This window comes from Alkalinema pantanalense CENA528 (assembly GCF_050753345.1).
GTDB classification, from domain to species: Bacteria; Cyanobacteriota; Cyanobacteriia; order Leptolyngbyales; family Leptolyngbyaceae; genus Alkalinema; species Alkalinema pantanalense.
In genome coordinates this window covers 25,816-50,227 of sequence record NZ_JBLZFX010000022.1, presented here as the reverse complement: position 1 = coordinate 50,227, position 24,412 = coordinate 25,816, and the positions used below count along the sequence as shown (strand labels likewise).

Here is a 24,412-nt window from a genome sequence, read left to right as displayed (position 1 = left end):
CTTCTTTGTGTAAACTCGATTTCCCCCATCCCCCATGGCTTCCCCGATCGTTAAACGCTACTTCCTCGCTGTCAATCGCTATAAATGGTTGCTACCTATGGGCTTAGCCCTGGGGGTAACGGGAGCCAGTTTAGTGGTCTCGCAACCCGATCCCCCACCAACCTACACGGTGGAAGCGACTTTGGTGGCAAATCGGCCTACAACGGCATTTTCTGCCACGGGAACGGAGGTACGCCAACCGATCGAAACCTTTACTGCCGATTCCCTCGTCACGGAAGCCATGTTGAACGGCGTGGCCCAAAAAGTCGGCTTAAATAGCCAAAAAATTCTCAAGAATTTGAAAGTGACCCTTGCTGCAGGAGAGTCTACTAAGGATAAAAAAGCAGCACCCTCTGGGGGAAATAATCAGGTTCAGTTAGTCTATCGGGATGTCAATGAAAATCGGGCCAAGCAGGTGATACAAAGTTTGGCAGAGCAAATTGTGCAGCAGAGCCAAGCCAATAATTCCGCCCGCTTAAAAGCTATTATTGAGTCTTTAAATCAACGCATTCCCCAGGCCAAGGCAGAACTGAATGCCGCAGAACAGCAGTTGGAACTGTACGATCGCACCGAAGGCCCAGCCCTGATCGCAGCGCAAAATGGCAGCTTGAGCGGAGCCATTTCCCAAAGTGATACCCAACAGCGCGTGTTGGGCTTGGAACTGGAACGGATCAATGCCGAAGTGGCTAGTTTGCAAAGCAAATTGGGGTTAGACCCCAATCAAGCCTATGTGTCTTCAGCGCTCAGTGCTGATCCAATCATTGCCAATCTGCGGGCCCAAATTTATCAGATCGAATCACAATTGGCGATCGCGGGCAAAGACTTGACCCCAGCCCACCCCCGCATGGTGGAACTGACCCAGCAAAAAACGGCATTAGATGAGCAGCTCCAGCAGCGGGCCCGCGAGGTGATGGGGGGGGATGGGGTAGCTGCCCCCTTCCAGGCTAATGTCCGCCAAGACAGTAGCCTCGATCCCAAACGCCAGGAAATGGCGAATCAACTGGTGGCTTTAACCACACAACGGGAAGGCATTGTCCGCCAGTTACAACTGCTCAGCCGATCGCGCCAAGATCTGCGCCTCCAGTTGCAAAATTTGCCGAACAAACAACTGGCAAGAACCCGCCTAGAAGATCAGTTCAAGCTCAAAAAGGCATTGCATGATCAAATGCAGGCCAAGTTGATTGACGCTAAAACCGCCGAAGCCGAAACCGTTAGTAGCTTAAGTGTTGCTCAGTTATCAACCATCCCGATCGAACCTAAACCACCTAAAAATGCACCGTTGATGATTCTGGTCGGGGGCGTGGTGGGCTTAATTTTGGGGGCAGGGGTGATTTTCCTGCTGGATATGATGGAGGGCACGGTTTATACCCCCGAGGATTTGCGGGATACCCTTCGGCAACAAGATGTGCCGTTGTTAGGGATGGTGCCTTGGATTCCCAGTTGGGAAAATAGCAATGGTTCACCGCTGTTACTCAAAGCCGATTCGCCCTACAGTGATGCCTATGAGCGCCTCCGTAGCACCCTCCGATTGGCCGAAGGGACGTTACCCAAAATGCTCCTGATTAGTAGTCCGATCGCCCAGGAAGGCAAAACCACTGTGGCTTATAATTTGGCGATCGCAGCGGCTCGATCGGGCAAGCGAACGCTATTGATTGAAGCAGATTTACGATCGACCTCCCGTAGCCAGGAATTAGGCATCAGTTTACCAACGGATCGATTGCGGGAACCGTTACGCTATTACAGTCACATCAGTGATTGCATTCAACTCGTGCCCGAGGTGGAGAATCTCTACATCATCCCCGGTGTGGGAGTACAATCACAGGCCGCTTCGATTTTGGAATCCAACGAAATTCATCGCTTATTGGAAGATGCCCAAGGGCGATTTGATTTTGTTGTCCTAGACACCCCTCCCCTCAGTCAATGTAATGATGCACTATTGTTGGAACCTTATACCGATGGACTCATTTTGGTCACTCGGCCAGGTATTACGCAACAAAGCCTGTTAACAGAAGCGATCGAACAGCTCAATGAATCGGAAAATCTGACCTTGCTAGGGGCAGTGGTGAACGGCGTGGAAGTCGATGTACTGCGTCCAGTGGAAACATCAACGGCCTATCAGCCTCCGTTGGCGATCGCCCATGACTCTGCTGCCGTATCCACCTCCCAAGTAGAGGTATAGACCGCACAGATGGATTGACAGATGGATTAGCAGACCTATTGATATAAAAGCGACGGGTCATCACTGGCCGCAACGGATGGGGATGGGGATGGGGATTTTGCAACTGTGATGACCTTGTGATTTTTATGCACTTCGGCTAGCAATTGGGGGAGATCTTCTAAACCATAGTGTTCATCAACAATCTGAATTAATTCTTGGCTGGCTTGGCGATGTTTACTGGTTAAGCAAACAACATAGTGATTTCGTTCATGCAACACATCAACGACTGGAACAAAATCACTATCTCCCGTTGATAAAATATAGACCTCGGGCAACAGTGTCTGCCGAATTTTCGACATAATTAAACAATCCCGGAAAATCTTGTTATCCACAGCATTGTGTCCCGGCGAAACTCTCACCGTCGAAAAGCCAGTCTCTTCCAGCATTACTTTAGATTTTTTACGCACTCGCCAATTGACCGCATAGGCCCGCAGGCGGGCTGAATTAACCTCCCCATATTGCTTTGCCAACAGTCGAATCCAGTAAGCATGGTTATGGGCAGGAATATTTTCTACGTCCAAAAATACATACACAGAAGGACGATCGGGAATGGGTTTGGGCTTCATAATCCATATCAGAATTATCGGATAGGACATAATAGGATACAGCCAATCCAGAATTTCGAAGTTAAAAATATTCTTACAAATTTCAGCCATGACGGAGCCCGATCGTGGGCGCGATCGGGGAACCCCATTACCATCCCACGGGGAACCCCATTACCATCCCACAATGACACTCCACATCAGCACCATGAGAACAAACGCGGCTCCATGCTGCGGCCACAGCTTGAGGATGGGCTGTTTAGCGACTTTCTGCGTCAAAATCACGCTGCAAACCAAGGCAGCCAGCAGTGTTCCACCTTGCAAAAAGGCAATCACTGCCGGATGGGCCGAAAATCCAGGTACTCCCACCGTCGCCAAGCCAAAGGTCGAAAACGCAACGGGTAAAATTTGGCCTGCTTCCTCCAACCCCAACTTAAGGTAGTGCGCCATCGTTCCACCCAATACCAAGGGTAGATAGCCATAGGCTACATACAAAAATCGCCGTGTTTTACCCACCGGATTAATCAATTTCTGCACAGAATGGAAGATAACCGCAATCGCGATCGGTAAACTTAATGCCATGATTGCAGCCCAGATATGAAACCCGAATTGTTCTAAATGAAAATCTAACCGTAAACGCAGTTGCAGTTCCGGCAGTCGATGTAAAAATACGGCCCCAAATAGTAAAAACAATAGCGAAACTTCCGCATAACTAGGCTCATGGGTCGTCCATAGCTCAATCCCCGGTGGTCGCAAATTCAATTCCACCGATCGATGGGGACAGGCTTTCAAACAAGTCATGCACAATACACAATCCTTGTTATCCTGCAATTGCGCAGGATGGGAATAAATGGGACAGCCACCCGTTTCCTGACCTTCACCCTTTTGTGGCCCCCCTTTATAACATTGATAGGTTGTGCAGGAGGCTGAGCAAATTCCCTGTTTTGCCCGCAGTTCCACCATCGACAGCTTGGCAAATAACCCATTCATTCCCCCGATCGGACACAAATAGCGACACCAAAATCGCCGCTCAAACAGTAGCGAAAAAATCACAGCCCCCGCCGTAATGAGTAACAGTAAACAAGCAGATAAATAGGCCGTATCTTCCAAATTCCACAACTCTTCCCACAGCAAAATCAAGACAAAGAGGCCAAACAAAAACCACCCACCCACCGCCTCTGCCTGTTGTCTAGGCCATGGTTTGAGTGATCGGGGCCACCACTGCAACGATAGTTTTTGGACCAGTTCGCCGTAGATCATAAATGGGCAAACCGAGCACCAAATCCGGCCTAAAAATGGAAAAATTAAGCAACTTCCGAGCCACCACCAATCCCAAAATAAATTTAGTGCAAAATTTCGATCGCGACTTTGTGGCCCCAGGCACAATACTCCTACGATGACTGCAAAGGCCGCTAACGTGAATCCATAATTAATTCGATCGGGATACCAATCACTTCGTAAAAAATGTCGCAATTGGGGATAAAGATTTAACAAATTCACCCGAAAGCGATTGGCTTTACTACTCGCAGGCCAAAACACGGCTTCCGTTAGCTCAGCCGCCCCATCGGCTTGTAATAACGCCCGATTAACCAAGTTTTCCAGTTCCGTTAAATTTCCTGGAAAGTCATAGCTTTGTAATCGACGTAAGGCTTCTGGCGTGACTTTAGGTTTCGCAATCCCCCTCGATCGACAGATCAAACTTAGGTAATATTCCACCTGCGCCGCAATATCCGCCTTCCGCACCCGCAACGGTGGCACCTTAATCGAATGGCGAACCTGCTGACATTTTTCTATTTGAGGCACAATCTTTTCGGAAGTCATAATAATGCGAGCTTCCGAAAACTTGATATTGGTAGATGATCCAGACCCAGAACTAGGGTTGACTCCGGAATTCCCCGTGGACTCGCGATCTCGGGGAACAGCTACATACTGGCCTGTTTCCAATAAATCAATTAATTTTTCTTCAAGATTTTGAGGCAAGTCCTCCAAATTGTTTAACATCAGCGTGCCCCGACCGATCCAATCTAGAATGCCCGATCGATTGCCCCGACCAAATAAGTCCGCCCCATTGGCCTGCAATGTGTTGCAATTCAGCTTCACTAACGGCTCATGACGATCGGCAGACCCAAAGTGAATCAACGCCGCAATGTTGTCCTTATTCAGACCAGGCTCCCCAAAGATCAACACTGGCTGACGATCGTCCGTTGCTTTGCGAATATCCTGCCGCAACCGCGCGGCATAGCGACTTGAACCCACAATGCCCCGCCGCACTTTGGGCATCAAATAGGGCCGCAGAGTCCGTTCCCGTTCCCGCTCAAACGTTAAAGTGGCTTCCGCTTCCTGCAAAGCTTCCGCCAACTGCTGGGAAACCAACTGAGCAATTTCAGGATACTGTCGCACAAGCTCACTCAGTTGTGAGCGGGGCACCTGCCACAACCAGCCATCATCTAGGGTAATCGTTGTCTGTTCGGCAAGCTGATCCAGCAGTAATTCCTTTAAATACAAAACTGCGCCAGGTAGGATTCCCACAGCCTGGGCGATCGTATTCGGGCTCGTGCGATAGCTTTCCAGATGCCCTTGGTGCAGAATATACAGCGCTGGCGGCAACGTATCCTCTAACACGAGTCGCCGATTCGGTTGAAAAGGGATTTCTTCGATCGCTGCAGCGATCGCGGAGAGGGCAACATCGGACAAACTCCCAAGAACCGTAAATTGCCGTAACCAGTCACCCCGTGCCTTCAGATCCATCCTACTCTCCCCTATGATCCCGTTACCAGTTCACCTGCGATCGCTCCTGCACCACCCGTTGATAAATTTTTTCCGTTTGTTCCGCCAAGAGAGCCCAGCGAAACCGATGCTCGAGTTCTTGGTAGGCATTTTCCACAAGCTGATGGGCCAACTCTGGATTCTTGAGGATTTCTAAAATTCCCTGAGCCAAGGATAGAGAATCGTTGGTGGTCGTCACCACGCCCGTGCGGCCATGATCCACCACCTCTGGCAATCCCCCCGTATTCGACACCACCACCGGCACTCGCGCTGCAAAGCTTTCTAGGGCCACAATTCCAAAGGGTTCATACAGACTTGGAAAGACTGCACAATCCGCGATCGTCTGAAACTTGTCCAAATCCGCATCAGGCATAAAGCCAGTAAAACAGCAAGCATCCCAGATCCCCAAGTCCCGAGCCTGTCGTTGCAGAGGCTCAAGCTGTCCTGTCCCGATAATGACAAACTTGACATGGCCCTCTAATGCCTGAATGACCAGAGGAGCCGCCTGGAGTAAGCGAACAATCCCTTTCTCGTAGGTAATGCGTCCAACGTAGTACACAATCTTTTCATCATCCTGGGCAAACCGCCGCCGAAAAGACAGCACGTCAAAATCGGGATCTAGATGCTTTTTCTCAGCCCGAATGCCGTTATATACCACATCAATTTTATCGGAAGGCATGTGCAGAACCTTCACTACTTCCCGTCTCATGTACTGGGTGCAAACAATGATACGCCAAGCTTCGTGGGCTAGAAACCGCTCCTTTTCGCTGACATGGCGTTGTACATCGTTATGAATTCCATTGTTGCGTCCATATTCTGTTGCATGAATAGTGGCAACTAAGGGGATATGGAAATGGTGTTTGAGTGCGATCGCCGAATCTCCCACTAACCAATCATGGGCATGAATGATATCAAAGGGGCGCTTCTGGATCAGCAACTGTCCACCGAAGCTTCCCATACTTTCATTCATTCGACCCACCCAATGGAAAAAATTGTGGCTTTCTCCCACCATAACCCGATGAACCTGAACCCCCTCAACTTCTTCATAGGCTGGTGCTTCTCCAAACTGAACGGTCACGATGTGGATTTCATGCCCTCGTTTCACCAGGTCTGGGTAAAGTTCAGCCACATGGCGGGCAATCCCACCTACAATGCGAGGGGGAAATTCCCAGGTCAACACCAATATTTTCATTTGTGCCGTAGATCTTGACTCGCTGAATGTATTCTCACTCTGTAATTCCCACTTTACAAGGTGATGGGACACGCTGTGGACAGGGTCAGGCTCGGAAAAGTTGCCTCACCAGTCCACAATCCGTTACCTTTGCTGTAAAGGAATGTATGATTGCTATGTTTATGAGGGAGGATTTCGCGATGTCAGCTTCTCCCGACGTCTCACCCCAGAAAAGCGCCCCACTTCAACTGTTACTGTTCGTGGATCAACGCCCCACTGCTAGGGAGCAAGTCCGGCAGATTCGATCGCTTCTGCAAGAACTAGAAGCACTTTGTCCCTTTGATCTCCAAGTCATTGATGTGGGTGAACAACCCTACCTAGCTGAACATTTCCGCCTAATCGCAACGCCTGCTTTGGTGAAAGTGCATCCAGACCCCCGACAAACCCTGGCAGGGAGTAACCTGATTGCCCAACTCAAAAGTTGGTGGCCCCGCTGGCAACGATCGACGGAAGAATTTTTAGCCGAGAACCGGAACAGTCATTCTACAGAGGCTTCCGCGAGTCTCGCGATCGAAAAAGTCCTCAATCGCGAAATTCCTTCCATTAGTCAATATGCCGAAATGCTGCAGCTTTCGGATGATGTCTTCCGCCTCAAGCAGGAGACTGAAGAATTGCGATCCAAGCTGCAATTTAAGGATCAAATTATTGCCATGCTGGCCCATGATTTACGGAACCCTTTAACCGCTGCATCGATCGCCATTGAGACCTTGGAAATGGGGAATAAACCCCAAGCCAACCAACCCTCACGCCTCACACCCGCCTTGGTCAATCAGTTGCTCAAGCATGCCCGCACTCAAATTCGTGTTATTGATCGCATGATCACCGATATTTTGCAAGCGGCCCGTGGCTCTAGTGCTGATTTAAATGTTTGGCCAATTAAGGTTGATCTCGCCAATCTTTGCCAGGAGGTTGTAACCGATCTCCACGATCGACTCACCCAAAAGCAGCAAACCCTCGAACTAGACATTCCCTCTGACTTGCCCCCAGTCTATGCTGATGCCAGTCGCATTCATCAAGTCTTGACTAATCTTTTAGACAATGCCATCAAATACACCCCCTGCCAGGGCACGATTAGCTTATCGGTTCTCCACCGCACAACCCAAAAGGTTCAAGTGAGCATCTGTGACAACGGCCCAGGCATTCCAGAAGATCAATGTAATCAGATTTTCGAAGATCATTTTCGACTCCAGCGCGATGAAGAGCAAGAAGGCTACGGCATTGGGCTATCTCTCTGCCAACGGATTGTCCGAGCCCACTATGGCCAAATCTGGGTCGATTCTGTGCCTAACCAAGGCAGTTGTTTCCATTTCACCTTGCCAGTCTATCGAGTTCAAAATGCCGTCGAAGATGCGATCGCTCAGTAAATTCCCCTAGATTAACGGCCAAGATCGGCTATTCTGCTGCACTCGGTATAAAAACCAACATTTCGTCTCCCCCATTTTTTCAGTAGTCTTTCAAAATATCCTAGAAGCCTTTTGTATCAAGCATTGCAAGATTTTCCTTCCAAAAGGATTCCCGATACAACCCAGAATCAAGAGACTAAATAACACAATCTTCTGTCAAGCATACGGAATCTTTGAAGAATTAATGAAGCAATTTGAGAAATGAAATCTATCTGAAATCCCCTGTTTTTTCGAACAAAAAAATTCCTATTTGACAGCGGTTCCGTAATCCCATAGCAACATGGGAAGAATTGAAAGGTAATAAAAATCACTTCGATTTTCACCAAAGATTACAAAAATCCTTGTTCTCAAGACACGAAACTCCTGAGAAATCAGGCACGGAACCCCTGATCGGTTTGATCGTGTTTCAGTTTAAGGTACTTTTTCGAACCCGTATAAGATTGTTTTTCTTGGCAAGCAAACAACATTAAAACTCCTCATTTCCAAGGAATTAAGGAATTGATTGAGCTGTGATTTCAGGCCACGTCAATCGTCCAACTTCATCATTTGTTCATAGGATGACTGTTCTAAAAGATGGGTGTTATTACGGTACTAACATCCTAGGGAAGCCGCATATAAATGGTTTGGAGCAAAATAGGTAGTCCGAGTCAATTGCTCCCTCGTTACTCAGATAGGGATAAAGCTGGATTATGCAGTACGATTCTCTGAATTATGATCAATCTGCGACCCCAGAGGTTGGCGTATACGAGTGCGAAGTACATCTCAAGTTTCGCCTGATTGAGGAACGAGGTGTCTTGTCCAACCGAGACCAACTGCTGGAAATACTCTTAGATGCCTTTAGTTGTGGTAGCGATGAGTTTTTAGAACCCCTGCAAGTGGCAGTGAATGCTCAAGAAGTGTCAGAAGTCAACGCTTCTCCCAAAATGCGTCGCCAATTGATTCGCCTTCGCAACTCAAAAGACTTAGTTTAGGAAGTCTCAGGATCTCGGGAATTTCACGATTAGTGGAGCCATTGCGGGATCACTTAAGTAGTTACCCTAACCAGCCAGGTGAAGCTTAAAACATTTCTTAACCATAGAAATTAACATTTGGCGTAGGTTGAGTATCGGTAGCACAATGAAGACAGGATTTATTGTTCTTCATTGGTTGTTCTTGCCTCGCTATGACCTTCACCCTGCACCACGAAGCCGATCGATTATCTAATCTCATTCAGCGCTACCGTAACCGCGTGGATTATCTGGCCATTCGGTTAGAGTCGTCTGAAGGGTCAGATATTCTATTGCGCGGTGGCAAAATTGAAACCCTCAGCGAGGGAATCGCGATCGGGGGACAAGTCCGAGTTTGCCATCGTGGTGGCTGGGGGTTTGCCAGTTTTAATCGACTGGATACTTTGGTGGAACGCATTGAAGAAGCGATCGCAGCGGCCAAACTCGTTGGCACCGAAGAAACGATTCTTGCACCCATTGAGCCGATACAAACTGTTTGTACCCTTCCCCTCACAGGTAGCGATCCTCGGAACGTTTCCCTTGCCCAGAAGAAATCACTGTGCCAGCACTACGGTGACATTCTACGCAGTGCCGATCCCAAAATTGCCACTCTGTCTGTGCGCTACGGCGACATTACCCAACGAACCTTGCTCGTAACCTCAGAAGGCACTTTGATTGAGCAGTCTTGGGCTGACATGGAACTGCGCTTTGCAGCCACAGCACGGCAGGGGGAACTGGTGCAAACAGGTCGAGAAACCGTCGGTTCCCGGAGCCGATTTGAGGATTTGACCAACTTAGATGAGCAGGTTCAGGGAGCAGCGAAGCGGGCAGTCGAAGCTCTCTCTCTCCCATCGGTCAAAGGGGGAACCTATACTGTCGTCATCGATCCAATCTTAACCGGGCTATTTGTCCATGAAGCATTTGGGCATCTGTCAGAAGCAGATATGGCCTACGAAAATCCTGATTTACTGGAAACCATGAGCTTAGGTCGCCGGTTTGGCCCTGAGGATTTACAGATTTTCGATGGAGCTGCGATCGCGGGGCACCGGGGCAGCTACTTCTACGACGATGAAGGCGTTGCTGCGACCAATACCCAACTGATCCAAGACGGCGTACTGGTAGGACGACTACATTCCCGCGAAACCGCTGGCAAGTTAGGTGAAACGGTCACTGGCAACGCCCGCTGCTTGAACTACCACTATCCGCCGATCGTCCGCATGACCAACACCTGGATCGAACGGGGCAAAACGCCCGTCCAGGATCTCTTCAGCGGCATCGAGGAAGGCGTCTATGCTCGCAATTGGCTGGGTGGCATGACCAACGGTGAAATGTTTACGTTCACCGCTGGGGAAGCTTGGATGATTCGTAACGGCAAACTGGCAGAACCCGTTCGGGATGTTACACTCTCCGGCAACGCCTTCCAAACCCTGGCTGACATTGAAGGCATTGGCGATGACTTCTTCTGGGATGAGTCAGGAGGCTGTGGCAAGGGCGGACAAAGTGGCCTAGCCGTGGGCTGTGGTGGCCCCAGCTTACGAATCCGCAATGTTGTAGTCGGAGGGGAAGTCGAAGAAGACTAGCGATCGGAAACTTGCACAAAGGGAAGGAAAGACTACAGGTCGTCCAATTCCTCCGAAGGTGAAACACGCCCCCGCCGCTTGCGTGCTTCCATGGCCTTTTCCAACATCGTTAATAATCCCGGAGCTTCCTGTTGGAGTTGTAGCAGTAATCGTTCGCCTTCCTCTAAATCTCCGGGATCTTCTCCTGTTTCCATCACCGCTTGCAGGCGAGGCAACGCCAATTCATCCACCAATTGCACCAAGCTATAGAGACAGCGGTTAAACTGTCGTTCCGTCAATTCAGCATCTTCCAGGGGAAACTCAATAATGGCGCGAATTTCTCCATCGGAGGGATCATATTCCCACTGCAACATCTTGGTTTCCCAGGAAATACACAGCATTGTTTGCAGAATTGCGTCTTTGTGGGGGTGATCCTTAATTCCGGTTAAAACGCGGGGTGCATAGATTTCAAAAAACTCGCCATCCTCATCGAGTTGAATCACGATCAGAAATTGCTCGACATTTTCCGCATAGACGCCAGTAATGATGCGAGACTCGTCCGCCTCTAGGCGATACTTCCAGCCTTTGGCGTCTAGATATCCGGCAATCTGTTCTAGCGTGGCGGCCATAGTGATTCCTCTAAATGAGACGGGTTAAGCAGAGAGCACTAAAATACAAGTTCTAGTGTATTAGTCATCGGGGGATAGTGTATTAGTCGTTGGGGGGTTGGAACGGGATTTTTAAACATCTAGAGTTAGTCTAGGGGTTAAGACTTCTGAGATTGGATCCCTTAGTTAATGCCCGATCGACTGCTTGAAAAAGTCCCTCAATGGTCAAAGAATTATCTAACACAAGATCCGCTCGATCGCACTTTTCTTGGATATCCATCTGACTTTGGACGCGGGCGATCGCCTGATCGTAGGATAGGGTTTCTCGCTCCATCAGTCGCTGAATCTGACGGTCTCGGGGGCAGTATATCACCCAAATTTCCGTCACAAGATCGGTCATTGCGGCCTCAAACAGTAGGGGAATAACCAATACTACTGGTCGTTTGGGATCGACCTGTAGATGGGCGTCCCGATCGGCCTGCAAGCGTTGCCGCACAAAGGGATGGATCTGATGCTCTATCCACTGCCGTTCCTGGGGTTGCGTAAAGATAATTGTGCCCAATTGTTTGCGATCGAGGCTGCCGTCGGGATTCAGGATTGTCGAACCATAGCGATCGGTGATCGCGGCCAGAATTGAACTCCCTGGAGCAACTGCTTCTCGGGCATAGAGATCTGCATCTAACACAGGCAACTGATGCACCTGCGCCAAGTAATTAGATACTGTTGTTTTTCCCATGGCAATTCCCCCCGTCAGGCCAACAACTCGGGGAGTGCGGGAATGGGAGTTAGAAGACTGGGGGAGTGGATTCACCGCAGCAGTGGACGAACGGGGCATTTTCAGTAGGTCAATTAGGGCAAAACCGGGCTAGAAAACGCCCCCATGGTTCAATAGGGAGAGATTCTTTCGGTCTGGTGGCTAGTTTAGAGCAATGAACGTTTCCCGCATCCCTTGGTTTCACTTTTGGTTACTTGCGATCGTGCTGCTCCTGGGAACGGGACTGCGTCTGCTCAATCTGGACGGTAAACCCCTGTGGATGGATGAGGTAATTACAGCACTGTTCAGTCTAGGGCATACCTATGATGAGGTTCCGGTGGGCCAAGCCGTGGGGCTGACGCAGCTTGCCCAGTTGTTTACCCTGCAACCCGAAACCACCTGCGGTGCGATCGCGCAAACCGTTGCCACCCAATCCGTCCATCCACCCTTATTTTTTTGTTGGCTGCATTCCTGGCTGAATGTTTTACAACCCTTCCTGCAAGCGTGGCAAGCACCGCTGGCGGGTAATCTGTCGTGGGAGTTGCGATCGCTGCCTGTATTGCTCGGCATTGGGGCGATCGGAGCGGTCTACGGCCTGGGACGCAGTGCCTTTGGCCGCCGGACAGGCTTGATGGCGGCGGCTTGTATGGCGGTTTCTCCCTTTGCGGTTTACCTCTCCCAGGAGGCACGCCACTACACGCTGCCCATGGTGGTGATTACCTTAGCGCTGCTAGCGCTGGTGCAGATCCAGCAGAATTTTGAACAGGGCCGCAGTAACCGCAATGCTTGGATTAGTTGGGTGTTACTAAATGGCGTTGGGTTTTATATTCACTATTTCTGCATCCTAGCCACGATCGCCCAAGGGATTGCTTTGCTAGGCACACGGTGGATCAGCGCTCAATTAGAACGACGATCGACCAACTATCCCCAAAAATACCAATTCTCAAGCTTCTGGCCCACCTTCGTGACTGGAACCCAACCACAGGGCATCTTCCTTGCATCTTTGGGATTGTTGGGGATCATTGGCCCTTGGCTACCCACTTTTATCAGCCACATGACCCGCCCAGAAACCGATTGGCTGAACGATAGTATCCCACCTTTGTTGAGTGTGATCGTGCCGCTCTATTACCTGCCGATCGGGTGGTCGCTGATGGTGATTTCGCCCCCGGTGGAGGGCAACCCAATCAGTTGGCAAATTCCCATGGTGCTGTTGGTTGTGGCCTTTAGCATCTGGCTGGCTCGGCAACTGTGGCAGGGCTGGCAAAAAATTGGGCAGATTCCTGAGCTACAGGGCAGTTTATTAGTGCTGGGAGGATTTATTGCGGCAGTGGTCGCAGAATTTTGGGCGATCGCGATTTTGCTGCAAAAGGATCTCACCCATGTGCCGCGCTACAACTTCATCTATTACCCAGCGATTTGTGTATTGCTGGCGGCGGGGTTAGCGATGCAATCGTTACCTCGTCAATCGCGGGAGCCATTGCCACCAACCACGCCACGCCCTCGCTGGAGAAGTTTGCTGAAATCCCCAGCGGCGATCGTGCTGGTTGTCGGATTCCTCAGCAGTCTCTGTGTGGTTTTCAATGGCGTCTTTCAAAAACCCTATCAGCCCAATCTCGTTGCGCAAAGGATGATGCAAGCCGATGCCCCACAAGCAACGATCCAAGTCGTGATGGGCTACCAAACCTGGCAGGAAATGGCGTTGGGGTTAAGCTTTGCCTTGGCTCTGGAACAGGAACAAAATCGGGTTAATGGGAGCGATCGGGGATCCCCGAGATTGGACAACCTATTAACGGGAAAATTCGCATTTCTCAACAGTTCCCAAGGTTATCCACAGTTGTGGAAAAACCTCACCCAACTGCCCCCTACAGATATTTTGTGGATTATTGCTCCCGGTCTCCGCCGATCGGACTTTCCTGAAACCCTAGCTCTTGGCTCGGCCAGGAATCCCCAATCCTGCCAACGGGATCCCCAACGCTACGATCGCATCGGCATTCCCTACCAGGGCTATCGCTGCGATCTAGCGACTCGCTAAGGCTGCACATCTTGACACAAAAGCCCTCAACACAAACGCTGGGAATTTTCACATCCCCAGCGTTGATCAGCAAATTTCAGCAAACTTATAGTAAATCCCCATTCCCCTTAAAAATAGAGAATTTGACCAAATTTTCTCAAAGTCCCCCTTTTTAAGGGGGATTTAGGGGGATCGGATGGCTGGCGATCAAAAATAAGATTGTCCTAACTGGGGAATTTCCCCTCAAGCGTAGAACGTTACGCTGCGACCAGTTGCCGCATCCGAGTCAGAATGGCATCCGCCACCTTGCGGGCATCTCCAAACAGCATCCGACTGTTTTCCTTGAAGAACAACGGATTTTCGACCCCTGCATAGCCACTGGCCAAACTGCGCTTCATCACGACGACGGTTTTCGCCTTCCAGACTTCCAGGACAGGCATTCCCGCGATCGGGCTATTGGGATCTTCTTCAGCACTGGGGTTCACCGTATCATTGGCCCCAATCACCAGCACCACATCGGTTTCGGGGAAATCTTCGTTGATTTCTTCCATCTCCAACACAATGTCGTAGGGCACATTGGCTTCAGCCAACAGCACATTCATATGACCCGGTAAGCGACCTGCCACCGGGTGAATGCCAAAGCGGACGTTGACTCCCCGATCGCGCAGACTGCGAGTCAGGTCAGCAATGGGGTGCTGCGCCTGCGCCACGGCCATGCCGTACCCCGGCACAATGATCACGCTGCTGGCATTCTCCAACAGTTCCACCGTGTCTTCCACGGAAATTTCCGTCGCTTCCCCTTGAATCCCTGCTGAACTAGCAGTTCCCGATCCCGTTCCAAAGCCCCCCAGAATGACGCTAATGAACGATCGATTCATCGCCCGACACATGATGTAGCTCAGGATCGCGCCACTGCTACCCACCAACGCTCCCGTAATAATCAGCAAGTCGTTGGACAGCATGAAACCTGCCGCCGCCGCCGCCCAGCCGGAATAGCTGTTCAGCATCGAGATCACCACGGGCATATCAGCGCCCCCGATCGCCATCACCAGGTGTACCCCCAGAACCCCCGCGATCGCCGCCATAATCAGCAACGGATTCAAGCCGCCCCCTGTCATGAACCAGTAGCCCAAAGCGATCGTCGCCGCCAACATCGCTAGATTCAAGCCATGGCGGGCGGGCAGCATCAACGGTTTGCTACTGACCACACCGCGCAATTTGCCAAAGGCCACGATCGACCCGGTAAAGGTGACGGCTCCGATGAAAATGCCAATGTAGATTTCGATCTCATGGATCGTCGCTTCTACCCCTGTCAATTCACTGGGGTAAAGGAAATTACCCACCCCCACCAGTACCGCCGCCAAGCCGACAAAACTATGCAGCATGGCCACCAGTTCCGGCATTTCGGTCATGGCCACCCGCGCCGCCAAGATCGATCCCACGATCGCCCCCGGCACAATCACAGTCAGCAACACGCCATAGCTAGCGGGATCACTCTGGAGCATCGTCGCCAAAAATGCGATCGCCATTCCCGCAATGCCAAACCAGTTCCCGCGCTTAGCCGTTTCTTGGTTCGCGAGGCCACCCAAGCTGAGGATGAATAACGCACTTGCCACAATGTAGGCGACGGTGGAAAAATTCTCACCTGAAAAATTCTCTAACATAGCCGACCCCGATTATTTCTGAAACATCTTCAGCATGCGTTGGGTGACTAGGAAGCCCCCGGAAATATTGATCGTCCCCACCAGGATCGCGATCGCACCTAGCAACGTCGTTGGATGCAAAAATTGCCCAGACAGTTGCACCATGCCCCCGATGATAATGATGCCGCTGATGGCATTGGTCACACTCATCAAGGGCGTATGCAGCGCGGGTTTGACATTCCAGATCACCTGCCAACCCACAAAGCAAGCCAGCACAAATACCGTGAAGTGGGAGAGGAACGAAGCCGGAGCCGTCAACCCGATCGCCACCAAGGCCGCAATCCCGATCCCTAACCAGAGGCCCGATAGATTCAGCTTTTTGGCAGCGGGAACTTCCGCAGGGGGCGCTGCCGGGGTAACAGGTTGGGGTGCGACGGAAACTGGACGAGGGGGTAACGGTTCCACCCGATCGCCCTGGTACAGCATCAGTGCGCCCCGAACGACTTCATCTTCTAAGTCCACTTGGTAGCCGTCATTGCGGCCCATGTCATCCAGCAGATGACAGAGGTTGTTGCCGTAGAGTTGGCTGGCCTGGGCTGCCATGCGGCTGGGCAGATCGGTAAAGCCAATGATTTTGACGCCGTTATGTTCGTGAATTTGCCCTGGCTGGGTCAGTTCACAGTTGCCGCCCTGCTCCGCCGCCAAATCCACAATCACCGATCCCGGCTTCATCAGTTCCACAGCTTCCCGCAGGATGAGCTTAGGAGCGGGTCTACCAGGGATCAGCGCCGTTGTGATGATGATGTCTACTTCCTTGGCCTGGGCTGCAAACAGTTCCATTTCGGCCTTGATGAATTCAGGACTCATCTCCTTAGCGTAGCCGCCTTGACCAGACCCATCTTCCTCCAGTTCAACTTGCAGGAATTCTGCTCCCAGGCTTTCCACCTGCTCTTTCACCACAGGGCGTGTATCAAAGGCACGGACAATTGCCCCGAGGTTCTTGGCAGCCCCGATCGCTGCTAATCCTGCCACCCCTGCCCCAATCACCAACACCTTGGCGGGGGGAACTTTGCCCGCTGCGGTAATTTGCCCGGTAAAGAAGCGACCAAATTGGTTAGCCGCTTCTACCACTGCCCGATATCCGGCAATATTGGCCATGGAACTCAGGGCATCTAGCTTTTGGGCGCGGCTGATTCTCGGTACCGCATCCATCGCCAGAACGGTGGCACGGCGCTGAGCTAGGGCTTCGATTAACTCAGGATTCTGCTTGGCCCAAATGAAACTTATGAGGGTGCCGTCTTCCCGCAGGCATTGGGCTTCCTCCAAGCTGGGGGGGCGCACCTTTAAGACAATGTCTGCATCCGCCCAGAGTTGCTCAGCAGTTTCAATAATCTGGCAGCCAATTTGACGGTAAGTCTCGTCAGAAAAATTAGCTAACTCTCCCGCACCCGTCTGGATCAGGACTATAAATCCATATTTTTGCAGCGTCTTTACCGTGTCTGGTGTTGCTGCTACCCGCGCTTCTCCAGCGAGGATTTCCTTGGGGATCCCAATTTTTAAGCGAGGTTTTTCTTCGGTCAGTAGCTCTTGGGACGCTTGTGATAGCGTGTTTCTCTCAATTGCGATCGCCATGTATCAATCTTCCTTCACCATGACGTGTAGATGGAAATGAAGCGTTCGTATTACTCAATGGATCGTAAGTTGATCCCCTGATTTGCGATGGATTCTTAATCTGTTGTAGAGAATCCAAGTATTTGTTTACACAATTTTGAACTGATTACTCACTTCGTCAAACTGTAAAGATCAGGAATTTGTTATGGGAATTCCGATGGTTTTGCTGGTCAAAGACGGTTGAGTAAAGACGGTTGAGTAAAGACGGTTGATATTCCTATTGGATAATTTATTTGCGATCAATAAATTTTTGCGTCTGAGCCCTATGGTTTGGTTCTCCCAGAGAAGCTTGGAACTTCATGGGCTCAATCTCCGTCAGGAGAGTAATGGGGGTCTGCAAACCCTCCATTCTTCATGGCAGTATGGAGAAGCTCAATCACACTGCTGCTAGCAGTTCGCCCTTAAATGAGCCTCCGATCGAGGATCCCTGGTAACGCTGATAGGCTGAAGCTAGGCTGACAGGCGACCGCTAGATCGATCGAGGGTGGACAGAACTGAAGCCCCTTCCCCGTTTTGTTTTAGGTAAATTCCCTATGCGCTTTTCCAAGTTGTCCCTGCACCGTGCAGCCCTGGCTGGCACGATCGCGACCCTGACTGTCTTTAGTCTTCCAGTAATCACCCACTCCCAAGGCTTGACTATCTTCAGTGGCGTCCCTGCTGAAAAGCAGTTGAACTCTCGGGTCGATTTCGGCGGTAATCCCAGTGCCTTCGATCGCTACCGTTTACGAATTGATAAGAAAAAAATGAAACTGGCAGCGGCTCAGTTCGTCATTGATTACCCCGATTACTTCGATGGCAAAATTGATCCCAAAAACATTGAACTATACGTCAACGGCAAAAAGGTCGCCCTGCAAGAAGTGAAGTGGGATGAAGAGAATTTCTTTATTGAGCTCTTTCCCCAGGAGCCCGTTCCCGCTGGTAGCAGCGTAGAAATCATGCTGTCCAACGTGAAAAATCCCCGCAACAACGGCATGTACTACTTCAACTGTCGGATCCAAACTCCAGGGGATGTGCCTTTGCTCCGAGACATCGGAACTTGGATCATTGAAATTAGCTAGGGGATGGGTCTATAGTAGTAGACTGTGACTTTTTCCATGGTCTACGACCACCCTACCCAGACTGGAGATACTTTTTATGAAGCGCACACTCGAGGGCACTCGCCGTAAAAGAAGACGGGTTTCTGGTTTTCGTGTTCGCATGAGAACGCACAATGGTCGTCGCGTCATCAAGGCTCGTCGTCGTAAGGGACGGGCGCGCCTGTCCGCAGCCTAGTTATCTAGCTGAAGACGGCACTTTGTAACTCGCACAGCGATGGCAGGTTATCAATTTGGCATTGCCTAAGGCCAATCGACTTAAGCATAGGCAAGACTTTGACAGGGTTTATCAGCGAGGTAAACGGCGGCGAGCTAGCTGCTTACACCTCGTTGCACTTCGGCTACCGCCCAGACAATCTCCGGAAGCTGAGGATCCAGCAGTCTTGCCGCTTCAGATTGGCATTTCAATTAGCAAAAAAGTCAGCAAACGTGCTGTGGTTCGCAACCGCATCAAGCGTCGGATCAGGGCTGCCTTGCGTCAGTTTTTACCTCGGATGAACCCTGGGTGGAAGCTTGTGGTAGTTGTCCGCGCCCAAGCGGTGGAATGTGATTACTGGAAGTTTCTGCAAGAATTAGAGCAGTTATTGCTCGAAGCCGAGGTACTGCATGGCAGTTAAGGAAGAGGTTTATTACGAAGGTGGGCCCCATCGAGGAGATTTGATCCTCAATGTTTTACTTGCCTTCACGATCGTGTGCATTCCGCTAACCATTGGAGCCGTCGTTCGTGCTCTCTGGTTACGCTACCGAATTACCGATCGGCGCGTCAGCATTACAGGCGGTTGGCGGGGGCAAGATAGGGCAGATGCCGTCTATTCTGAGATCGATCGGGTGATCTCCGTTCCCCGAGGCTTGGGCATTTGGGGAGATATGGTTCTGGTTCTCAAGGATGGCAGTCGCTTAGAAATGAAAGCCGTGCCAAAATTCCGCGAGGTTGAAGCTTACATCAACGAACGGATCAGCACTAAAAACCCCAAGGCAAATCAGGCAAAGTCTCCAGGTCGCTAGTTGCAGAATTCTGCATTTATCCAGTGTGGCAAGACAGGCTACACTGGAACTTGGTCTGTTAAAGCCCCTAAAGACTGGGTCTTGTATCAAGGCCAGCTATTATTTCACCAATCTATTTAATCGACTCGAAGGCGCATGGATTTCGGTATCGGTTTTCTTTCAAATAACGTCATGCTGCCGATCCTGGACTTCTTTTACGGGATCGTGCCTAGCTATGGTCTCGCGATCGTGGCACTGACCTTGGTTGTGCGTTTTGCGTTGTACCCGCTCAGTGCAGGTTCGATCCGAAACATGCGCCGGATGCGCGTTGCCCAGCCCGTCATGCAAAAGCGCATGAAGGAAGTTCAGGAGCGGTATAAGAACGATCCGGTTAAACAGCAGGAAGAGGTTAGTGCCCTCTACAAAGAGTTTGGCAACCCCCTAGCAGGCTGTTTCCCCCTGCTGGTTCAGATGCCAGTGCTGTTTGCCCTGTTCGCAACCCTGCGCGGATCACCCTTCTCGGACGTACCTTACAACATCAAGCTGCAAATTCTCCCCCCAGAGCAGGCTGCTTTGGTTCAGCCCCAAGCTTTCGCCACTGAAACTCACAATATTTACCTCGCTGATGGTCTTCACTCTCCGGTGCAAGCCCTTCTTCCAGGAGGTAACAAAATTGGGGTGGGTGACAAATTACAAGTCGAGTTCCAAACTCCTGAAGGGAAACCATTCTCTGCATTAGCCGCAGAATACCCTGACAGCAACCTGACGCCTCGCTACAAAGTTCTAACGGGTAGCGAACGGGTTGTGATTAATGAAGATGGCTCTATTCAAGCAATTCAACCCGGGGAAGCAACGGTACAAGCCTTTATTCCTGGACTGGCTGCTGACAAAGGCTTCCTTTTTATTGATGCATTAGGTCGCGTAGGGGCAGTGGATCCCGATGGAACTATCCACTGGGATATTGTGGGCATGGTGCTGTTCTTTGGAGTCAGTCTCTACGTTAACCAACTTCTTTCGGGACAAGGCTCAACGGGAAACTCACAGCAGGATACGGTCAATAAGATCACGCCGGTTCTCTTTTCTGGCATGTTTTTATTCTTCCCATTGCCCGCTGGGGTATTGATGTACATGCTGATTGCTAACATCTTTCAAACGCTACAAACCTTTATTCTGTCTCGGGAACCTCTGCCGGAAAATCTCCAGAAATTGGTAGATGCAGACGCCTCTGGCCAGAATGCGGCCACTGCAACTGTGGATGTCAGCGCAATTCCCTTTGAACCAGGTCAGAAGAAAAAGAAAGCATAAATCATGGGCAATCATCCATCTCAGGAACGGGGGCAAAAATGGCTAGCGGAAATTTTCAGGCTAGCTGGTTTGAATGCGGGAATCGTTTCTGAGATGGTAAACACCGATGATGAGTACAATTGTTGGCTGACGATCGCCGCAGATAGCCTTTCTCCTGAACAGAAGGCTGCACTCTTGGGCGATCGGGGCCAAGTTTTAGATTCCCTGCAATATTTAGCCAATGCCACCCTTAACATCGGCCAACCCGAGGACGCTCAGGGAGCCTATGTTTTAGAGCTAGAGGGTTATCGGAAACAGCGCAGTCAGCAGCTTCGGGCGATCGTGGATGAAGCCGTCGCAGCAGTTCGTGAAACAGGGCAAGATTTTGAGATTAAGTCCCTATCTTCTGCTGAACGTCGAGAAATCCATGGATTATTAAAGCATTACGAAGATTTAGAAAATTTCAGTCGTGGTCAAGAACCCGATCGCCGCCTTGTGGTTCGCCTCAAGTCCACAGAAAGCGAGTAACGCTGTTCTTCAATACTGATTCATCCTCAGCTGAATACTCAGGCAGTTCTTAAACCTCAGTTTTACCCTCGCAACGCTTTTCGCAACAGTTCTGGTAGGCAGAGAGAGTTGTGAGCCCCTGCATTGGAGACGATTCCCATGGAACCCATTTACATTCCTCGCTTAACCAAATTACCCAATGGGACAGAAACCATTGAATTCAAAGAATTTTTCCAAGATTTAGAAACCTTGACCCCGGTACAAGGAGTTTACCGAGTCACCCACAAAGGCAATTTCTTGGAGACTGCGGTTAAAGCGGACACCATCATTACCCTCTGTTGCGATCGATGCCTGCAGCAGTACAACCATCGGATTTCCGTTGAAACAGCGGAGTTTCTCTGGTTGACCGATGGGGATTCGATCGATCCCGAAGAGATTCCGTGGGATGAGGATCTCCTGCTTGAGGAAATGGTAGAAACCCTGCCGAAGGACGGCACATTTGACGTAGGCTCCTGGATCTATGAGCAACTTTGTTTAGAACTGCCCCAACGCAAATTGTGTAGCGCAGATTGTGGCGGAATTGCCCTAAGTCCCGATCAGACGGAGCAGCCCGATGCTCGGTGGTCTGCCCTAGAAGCCCTACGGGGACAGTTACCCAACTAAACCTGTCGAGTTGTTTTACAATCCTGATTGGGGTGCAGGGAGAAATGCCTGAATCGTTGCTGGGCAGCCGCTCCGACGATCGTTCGCGATCGCATGCCTCGAATTTACGTTAATTCAGTTCTTGAATTCAGTTGCCAAATTCAGAAGCTGCCCTTGAGAATGGAACATTGAGCCTTCCATTTATTGCTTCGCCATGAGTTTTAGTGACGAATTCAACCTTCTACTGCGAGCTCGCTATCCCGTTCTCTACATTCCTACCCGCGAAGAAGAGCGGGTCGAAGCCACGATCGCAGACTGCGCTAAATTCCGCGAAGGACGAGCCATCTATACCTGGGACTTTGTGGATGGCTACCAGGGAAACCCCAATGATGCAGGGTTTGGCAAGCGCAATCCTCTGCAAGCCTTAGAATTTGTCGAAAAATTGCCCGCTTCTGCCCCAGCCATTTTTATTCTTCGGGATTTCCAACGCTTCCTTGAGGACATTTCCGTCTCCCGCAAGCTCCGCAATCTGTCGCGATTACTGAAAGCACAGCCGAAAAATCTGGTGATCTTGGCGTCCAATCTGTCAATTCCAGAAGAACTCAGCGATGTGCTCACTGTCCTAGAGTTTCCGCTACCCAATGCCCAAGAAATTAGATCGGCGATCGATCACCTCCTAAGCCCCTTGGGCGCTAGCCCCAGCCCTGATCTAATGGATAGTCTCGTGCGAGCCTGTCAAGGTTTGTCGATCGAACGGATTCGACGAGTTTTAGGTCGGGCAATCGTGTTGCACAATGGCCAACTCCAGGCAGAGGATGTCGATCTAGTCCTGGAGGAAAAACGGCAAACCATCCGCCAAACCCAGATTTTAGATTTCTATCCCGCCACCGAAAAAATTACCGATATTGGCGGCCTAGATAACCTCAAGGACTGGCTCCTGCGGCGGGGTGGAGCGTTCTCCGATCGGGCACGGCAGTATGGCTTACCCCATCCCAAAGGATTGATGCTAGTGGGGGTTCAAGGTACTGGAAAATCCCTGACCGCCAAAGCGATCGCCCACCACTGGAGACTTCCGTTACTGCGGCTGGATGTGGGTCGATTATTCGGCGGCTTAGTGGGGGAATCGGAGTCCCGCACCCGCCAGATGATCCAACTGGCAGAAGCTTTAGCTCCCTGTGTCCTGTGGATTGATGAAGTAGATAAAGCCTTTGCTGGAGCCGATGGGCGGGGAGATTCCGGCACCAGTAGCCGCGTGTTTGGGACATTTATTACTTGGATGGCAGAAAAAACATCTCCCGTCTTCGTGGTCGCGACGGCCAACAATATCCAAGCTCTACCGCCAGAAATGTTGCGTAAAGGGCGCTTCGACGAAATTTTCTTTGTTGGCCTACCCAGCCAAGAGGAACGCCGAGCCATTTTTGAAGTCCATTTATCCCGCCTACGACCTCAGAAAATGCAAGAGTATGACCTCGATCGCTTAGCCTATGAAACCCCTGATTTTTCCGGTGCAGAAATCGAGCAAACCCTGATCGAAGCAATGCACCTAGGATTTAGCCAGAATCGAGACTTTACGACCGATGATATTTTGGAATCTGCTAGTCAAATTGTGCCCCTCGCCAGAACCGCGCGGGAGCAAATCCAATTTCTCCAGGATTGGGCCGCTGCAGGTAAAGCACGTCTCGCCTCTCGCCATAGTGCTTTGAGTAATCGGATCCAACAACAACTTCAGCAACCCGATTGAGCCGTCTTCTCCTATACTGAACGGGGCGATCGTCTATGCTGATAGCTTGTTGAGATGACGCTTAGATTAAAATGCAGGATTGGAGCAGTATGCGTTGGTTTGCAAAAACCTTTGTCGGAATCTTTGTTGCTGTCGGAATCTTGGCAGTAGGTGGCTACTTTTCAGCTAATTATTTAATCACCCAATTCACAAAGTTGCCAGACCGTCCTACCTTTCCCAATGACGATCCCAACTACCGTAAAAACCAAGCAAAGGCGATCGCAAAACCTAAACCTAGCAATCCTTCAAGTTCCGACAAAAATAAAGCTGCTTCCAGTAATCCAGAAAGCAAGTCGGATAAACCACTCCCTCCAGGAGCCTTTGAGGGTAAGGTGATTCAGCCGATCGGCTTAGTATTACGGCAATCTGCCAGCTTAGATGGGGTGCCTACAGGCGGGATTGGTTTCAATGAGAAAGTAGTGGTTTTAGAAAGTTCTCCCGATGGGAATTGGCAAAAGGTTCGTCTAATGAACAGCGATCGGGAAGGCTGGGTCAAGGGCGGCAACATCGAAAAAGTCCAATAATTCTTGCAACCCAGCTCAAGCATGAATTTTTCGGCCAACGGGATCAGTTAATATACCGAAAAGAGAATCCATAAAGAGAATCCATCCGAACCTTGACTTGTCTCGCCCAACGCGGTGATCTCTTGGCGCACGGCCTATCTCTTAGCGCACTGATCTGGAGTGATTC

General features: G+C 50.5%; 21 protein-coding genes. 14 read left to right on the top strand and 7 right to left on the bottom strand.

The features are described 5' to 3' along the window. Positions 1 to 34 precede the first annotated feature (34 nt). Positions 35 to 2,218, top strand: a complete 2,184-nt coding sequence (locus ACN4EG_RS09615) for a GumC family protein (RefSeq protein WP_431629129.1) — start codon at positions 35 to 37, stop codon at positions 2,216 to 2,218. Between the two features lie 35 nt (positions 2,219 to 2,253). Here ACN4EG_RS09615 and ACN4EG_RS09610 read toward each other — a convergent pair whose 3' ends face one another. The 3 genes from ACN4EG_RS09610 to ACN4EG_RS09600 form a co-directional block, all read right to left on the bottom strand. Further along, positions 2,254 to 2,823, bottom strand: a complete 570-nt coding sequence (locus tag ACN4EG_RS09610; protein WP_431629128.1) for an NYN domain-containing protein — start codon at positions 2,821 to 2,823, stop codon at positions 2,254 to 2,256. Positions 2,824 to 2,973: 150 nt separating this feature from the next. Then, positions 2,974 to 5,547 (bottom strand): sigma 54-interacting transcriptional regulator, encoded by a 2,574-nt coding sequence (locus tag ACN4EG_RS09605; protein ID WP_431629127.1) that lies wholly within the window; start codon positions 5,545 to 5,547, stop codon positions 2,974 to 2,976. Positions 5,548 to 5,569: 22 nt separating this feature from the next. Next, on the bottom strand, positions 5,570 to 6,757 hold the full coding sequence (locus ACN4EG_RS09600; RefSeq protein ID WP_431629126.1) for a glycosyltransferase family 4 protein: 1,188 nt from the start codon (positions 6,755 to 6,757) through the stop codon (positions 5,570 to 5,572). Between the two features lie 179 nt (positions 6,758 to 6,936). Here ACN4EG_RS09600 and ACN4EG_RS09595 point away from each other — a divergent pair, with 179 nt between their 5' ends. From ACN4EG_RS09595 to ACN4EG_RS09585, 3 genes are all read left to right on the top strand, one after another. Beyond that, positions 6,937 to 8,160, top strand: a complete 1,224-nt coding sequence (locus ACN4EG_RS09595; protein ID WP_431629125.1) for a histidine kinase — start codon at positions 6,937 to 6,939, stop codon at positions 8,158 to 8,160. A 728-nt stretch (positions 8,161 to 8,888) separates the two neighbouring features. Then, positions 8,889 to 9,170: an Npun_R1517 family heterocyst differentiation transcriptional regulator gene (locus tag ACN4EG_RS09590; RefSeq protein ID WP_431629124.1), complete on the top strand. Its 282-nt coding sequence runs from the start codon at positions 8,889 to 8,891 to the stop codon at positions 9,168 to 9,170. Between the two features lie 191 nt (positions 9,171 to 9,361). Beyond that, positions 9,362 to 10,765, top strand: a complete 1,404-nt coding sequence (locus ACN4EG_RS09585) for a TldD/PmbA family protein (RefSeq protein ID WP_431629123.1) — start codon at positions 9,362 to 9,364, stop codon at positions 10,763 to 10,765. 32 nt (positions 10,766 to 10,797) lie between these two features. Here ACN4EG_RS09585 and ACN4EG_RS09580 read toward each other — a convergent pair whose 3' ends face one another. Continuing rightward, complete coding sequence (locus ACN4EG_RS09580) at positions 10,798 to 11,373, bottom strand: type III secretion system chaperone family protein (protein WP_431629122.1); 576 nt, start codon at positions 11,371 to 11,373, stop codon at positions 10,798 to 10,800. A gap of 130 nt (positions 11,374 to 11,503) precedes the next feature. Beyond that, positions 11,504 to 12,187 (bottom strand): dephospho-CoA kinase, encoded by a 684-nt coding sequence (gene coaE / locus ACN4EG_RS09575; protein ID WP_431629121.1) that lies wholly within the window; start codon positions 12,185 to 12,187, stop codon positions 11,504 to 11,506. A gap of 94 nt (positions 12,188 to 12,281) precedes the next feature. Here coaE and ACN4EG_RS09570 point away from each other — a divergent pair, with 94 nt between their 5' ends. After that, the gene (locus ACN4EG_RS09570; protein WP_431629120.1) at positions 12,282 to 14,138 is read left to right on the top strand and encodes a glycosyltransferase family 39 protein; all 1,857 of its coding nucleotides are present in this window, start codon (positions 12,282 to 12,284) and stop codon (positions 14,136 to 14,138) included. A 236-nt stretch (positions 14,139 to 14,374) separates the two neighbouring features. Here the strand turns inward: ACN4EG_RS09570 and pntB are convergent, their stop codons facing one another. Then, entirely contained in the window at positions 14,375 to 15,781 is a 1,407-nt protein-coding gene (gene pntB / locus ACN4EG_RS09565) for a Re/Si-specific NAD(P)(+) transhydrogenase subunit beta (protein WP_431629119.1), read from the bottom strand. A 12-nt stretch (positions 15,782 to 15,793) separates the two neighbouring features. After that, complete coding sequence (gene pntA, locus ACN4EG_RS09560; RefSeq protein ID WP_431629118.1) at positions 15,794 to 17,392, bottom strand: Re/Si-specific NAD(P)(+) transhydrogenase subunit alpha; 1,599 nt, start codon at positions 17,390 to 17,392, stop codon at positions 15,794 to 15,796. A 572-nt stretch (positions 17,393 to 17,964) separates the two neighbouring features. On the opposite strand from pntA, the gene ACN4EG_RS09555 reads away from it, so the two are divergent. The 9 genes from ACN4EG_RS09555 (at position 17,965) to ACN4EG_RS09515 (ending at position 24,246) form a co-directional block, all read left to right on the top strand. Then, a complete protein-coding gene (locus ACN4EG_RS09555) occupies positions 17,965 to 18,489 on the top strand; it encodes a DUF2808 domain-containing protein (protein WP_431629117.1) in 525 nt (174 codons plus the stop codon). A 76-nt stretch (positions 18,490 to 18,565) separates the two neighbouring features. After that, the gene (rpmH, locus tag ACN4EG_RS09550) at positions 18,566 to 18,703 is read left to right on the top strand and encodes a 50S ribosomal protein L34 (protein ID WP_190571896.1); all 138 of its coding nucleotides are present in this window, start codon (positions 18,566 to 18,568) and stop codon (positions 18,701 to 18,703) included. Between the two features lie 55 nt (positions 18,704 to 18,758). Next, positions 18,759 to 19,142: a ribonuclease P protein component gene (gene rnpA / locus ACN4EG_RS09545; protein WP_431629116.1), complete on the top strand. Its 384-nt coding sequence runs from the start codon at positions 18,759 to 18,761 to the stop codon at positions 19,140 to 19,142. After that, on the top strand, positions 19,132 to 19,530 hold the full coding sequence (locus ACN4EG_RS09540; RefSeq protein ID WP_431629115.1) for a PH domain-containing protein: 399 nt from the start codon (positions 19,132 to 19,134) through the stop codon (positions 19,528 to 19,530). Before rnpA ends, ACN4EG_RS09540 begins: the two co-directional genes overlap by 11 nt. A 135-nt stretch (positions 19,531 to 19,665) precedes the next feature. Then, a complete protein-coding gene (yidC, locus tag ACN4EG_RS09535; protein ID WP_431629114.1) occupies positions 19,666 to 20,814 on the top strand; it encodes a membrane protein insertase YidC in 1,149 nt (382 codons plus the stop codon). A 3-nt stretch (positions 20,815 to 20,817) separates the two neighbouring features. Next, complete coding sequence (locus tag ACN4EG_RS09530; RefSeq protein ID WP_431629113.1) at positions 20,818 to 21,321, top strand: Jag family protein; 504 nt, start codon at positions 20,818 to 20,820, stop codon at positions 21,319 to 21,321. 138 nt (positions 21,322 to 21,459) lie between these two features. After that, positions 21,460 to 21,963 carry a YceD family protein gene (locus ACN4EG_RS09525; RefSeq protein WP_431629112.1) on the top strand — a complete coding sequence of 168 codons (504 nt, stop codon included), beginning with the start codon at positions 21,460 to 21,462 and terminating at the stop codon, positions 21,961 to 21,963. 193 nt (positions 21,964 to 22,156) lie between these two features. Next, entirely contained in the window at positions 22,157 to 23,683 is a 1,527-nt protein-coding gene (locus ACN4EG_RS09520; protein ID WP_431629111.1) for an AAA family ATPase, read from the top strand. Positions 23,684 to 23,772: 89 nt separating this feature from the next. Further along, positions 23,773 to 24,246, top strand: a complete 474-nt coding sequence (locus ACN4EG_RS09515; protein WP_431629110.1) for an SH3 domain-containing protein — start codon at positions 23,773 to 23,775, stop codon at positions 24,244 to 24,246. Positions 24,247 to 24,412 lie beyond the last annotated feature (166 nt).

Excerpts from the sequence above, each read along its gene's own strand:
- ACN4EG_RS09615 (WP_431629129.1), top strand. The coding sequence starts at position 35 with ATGGCTTCCCCGATCGTTAAACGCTACTTCCTCGCTGTCAATCGCTAT.
- ACN4EG_RS09610 (WP_431629128.1), bottom strand. The coding sequence starts at position 2,823 with ATGAAGCCCAAACCCATTCCCGATCGTCCTTCTGTGTATGTATTTTTG.
- ACN4EG_RS09605 (WP_431629127.1), bottom strand. The coding sequence starts at position 5,547 with ATGGATCTGAAGGCACGGGGTGACTGGTTACGGCAATTTACGGTTCTT.
- ACN4EG_RS09600 (WP_431629126.1), bottom strand. The coding sequence starts at position 6,757 with ATGAAAATATTGGTGTTGACCTGGGAATTTCCCCCTCGCATTGTAGGT.
- ACN4EG_RS09595 (WP_431629125.1), top strand. The coding sequence starts at position 6,937 with ATGTCAGCTTCTCCCGACGTCTCACCCCAGAAAAGCGCCCCACTTCAA.
- ACN4EG_RS09590 (WP_431629124.1), top strand. The coding sequence starts at position 8,889 with ATGCAGTACGATTCTCTGAATTATGATCAATCTGCGACCCCAGAGGTT.
- ACN4EG_RS09585 (WP_431629123.1), top strand. The coding sequence starts at position 9,362 with ATGACCTTCACCCTGCACCACGAAGCCGATCGATTATCTAATCTCATT.
- ACN4EG_RS09580 (WP_431629122.1), bottom strand. The coding sequence starts at position 11,373 with ATGGCCGCCACGCTAGAACAGATTGCCGGATATCTAGACGCCAAAGGC.
- coaE (WP_431629121.1), bottom strand. The coding sequence starts at position 12,187 with ATGCCCCGTTCGTCCACTGCTGCGGTGAATCCACTCCCCCAGTCTTCT.
- ACN4EG_RS09570 (WP_431629120.1), top strand. The coding sequence starts at position 12,282 with ATGAACGTTTCCCGCATCCCTTGGTTTCACTTTTGGTTACTTGCGATC.
- pntB (WP_431629119.1), bottom strand. The coding sequence starts at position 15,781 with ATGTTAGAGAATTTTTCAGGTGAGAATTTTTCCACCGTCGCCTACATT.
- pntA (WP_431629118.1), bottom strand. The coding sequence starts at position 17,392 with ATGGCGATCGCAATTGAGAGAAACACGCTATCACAAGCGTCCCAAGAG.
- ACN4EG_RS09555 (WP_431629117.1), top strand. The coding sequence starts at position 17,965 with ATGCGCTTTTCCAAGTTGTCCCTGCACCGTGCAGCCCTGGCTGGCACG.
- rpmH (WP_190571896.1), top strand. The coding sequence starts at position 18,566 with ATGAAGCGCACACTCGAGGGCACTCGCCGTAAAAGAAGACGGGTTTCT.
- ACN4EG_RS09540 (WP_431629115.1), top strand. The coding sequence starts at position 19,132 with ATGGCAGTTAAGGAAGAGGTTTATTACGAAGGTGGGCCCCATCGAGGA.
- yidC (WP_431629114.1), top strand. The coding sequence starts at position 19,666 with ATGGATTTCGGTATCGGTTTTCTTTCAAATAACGTCATGCTGCCGATC.
- ACN4EG_RS09530 (WP_431629113.1), top strand. The coding sequence starts at position 20,818 with ATGGGCAATCATCCATCTCAGGAACGGGGGCAAAAATGGCTAGCGGAA.
- ACN4EG_RS09525 (WP_431629112.1), top strand. The coding sequence starts at position 21,460 with ATGGAACCCATTTACATTCCTCGCTTAACCAAATTACCCAATGGGACA.
- ACN4EG_RS09520 (WP_431629111.1), top strand. The coding sequence starts at position 22,157 with ATGAGTTTTAGTGACGAATTCAACCTTCTACTGCGAGCTCGCTATCCC.
- ACN4EG_RS09515 (WP_431629110.1), top strand. The coding sequence starts at position 23,773 with ATGCGTTGGTTTGCAAAAACCTTTGTCGGAATCTTTGTTGCTGTCGGA.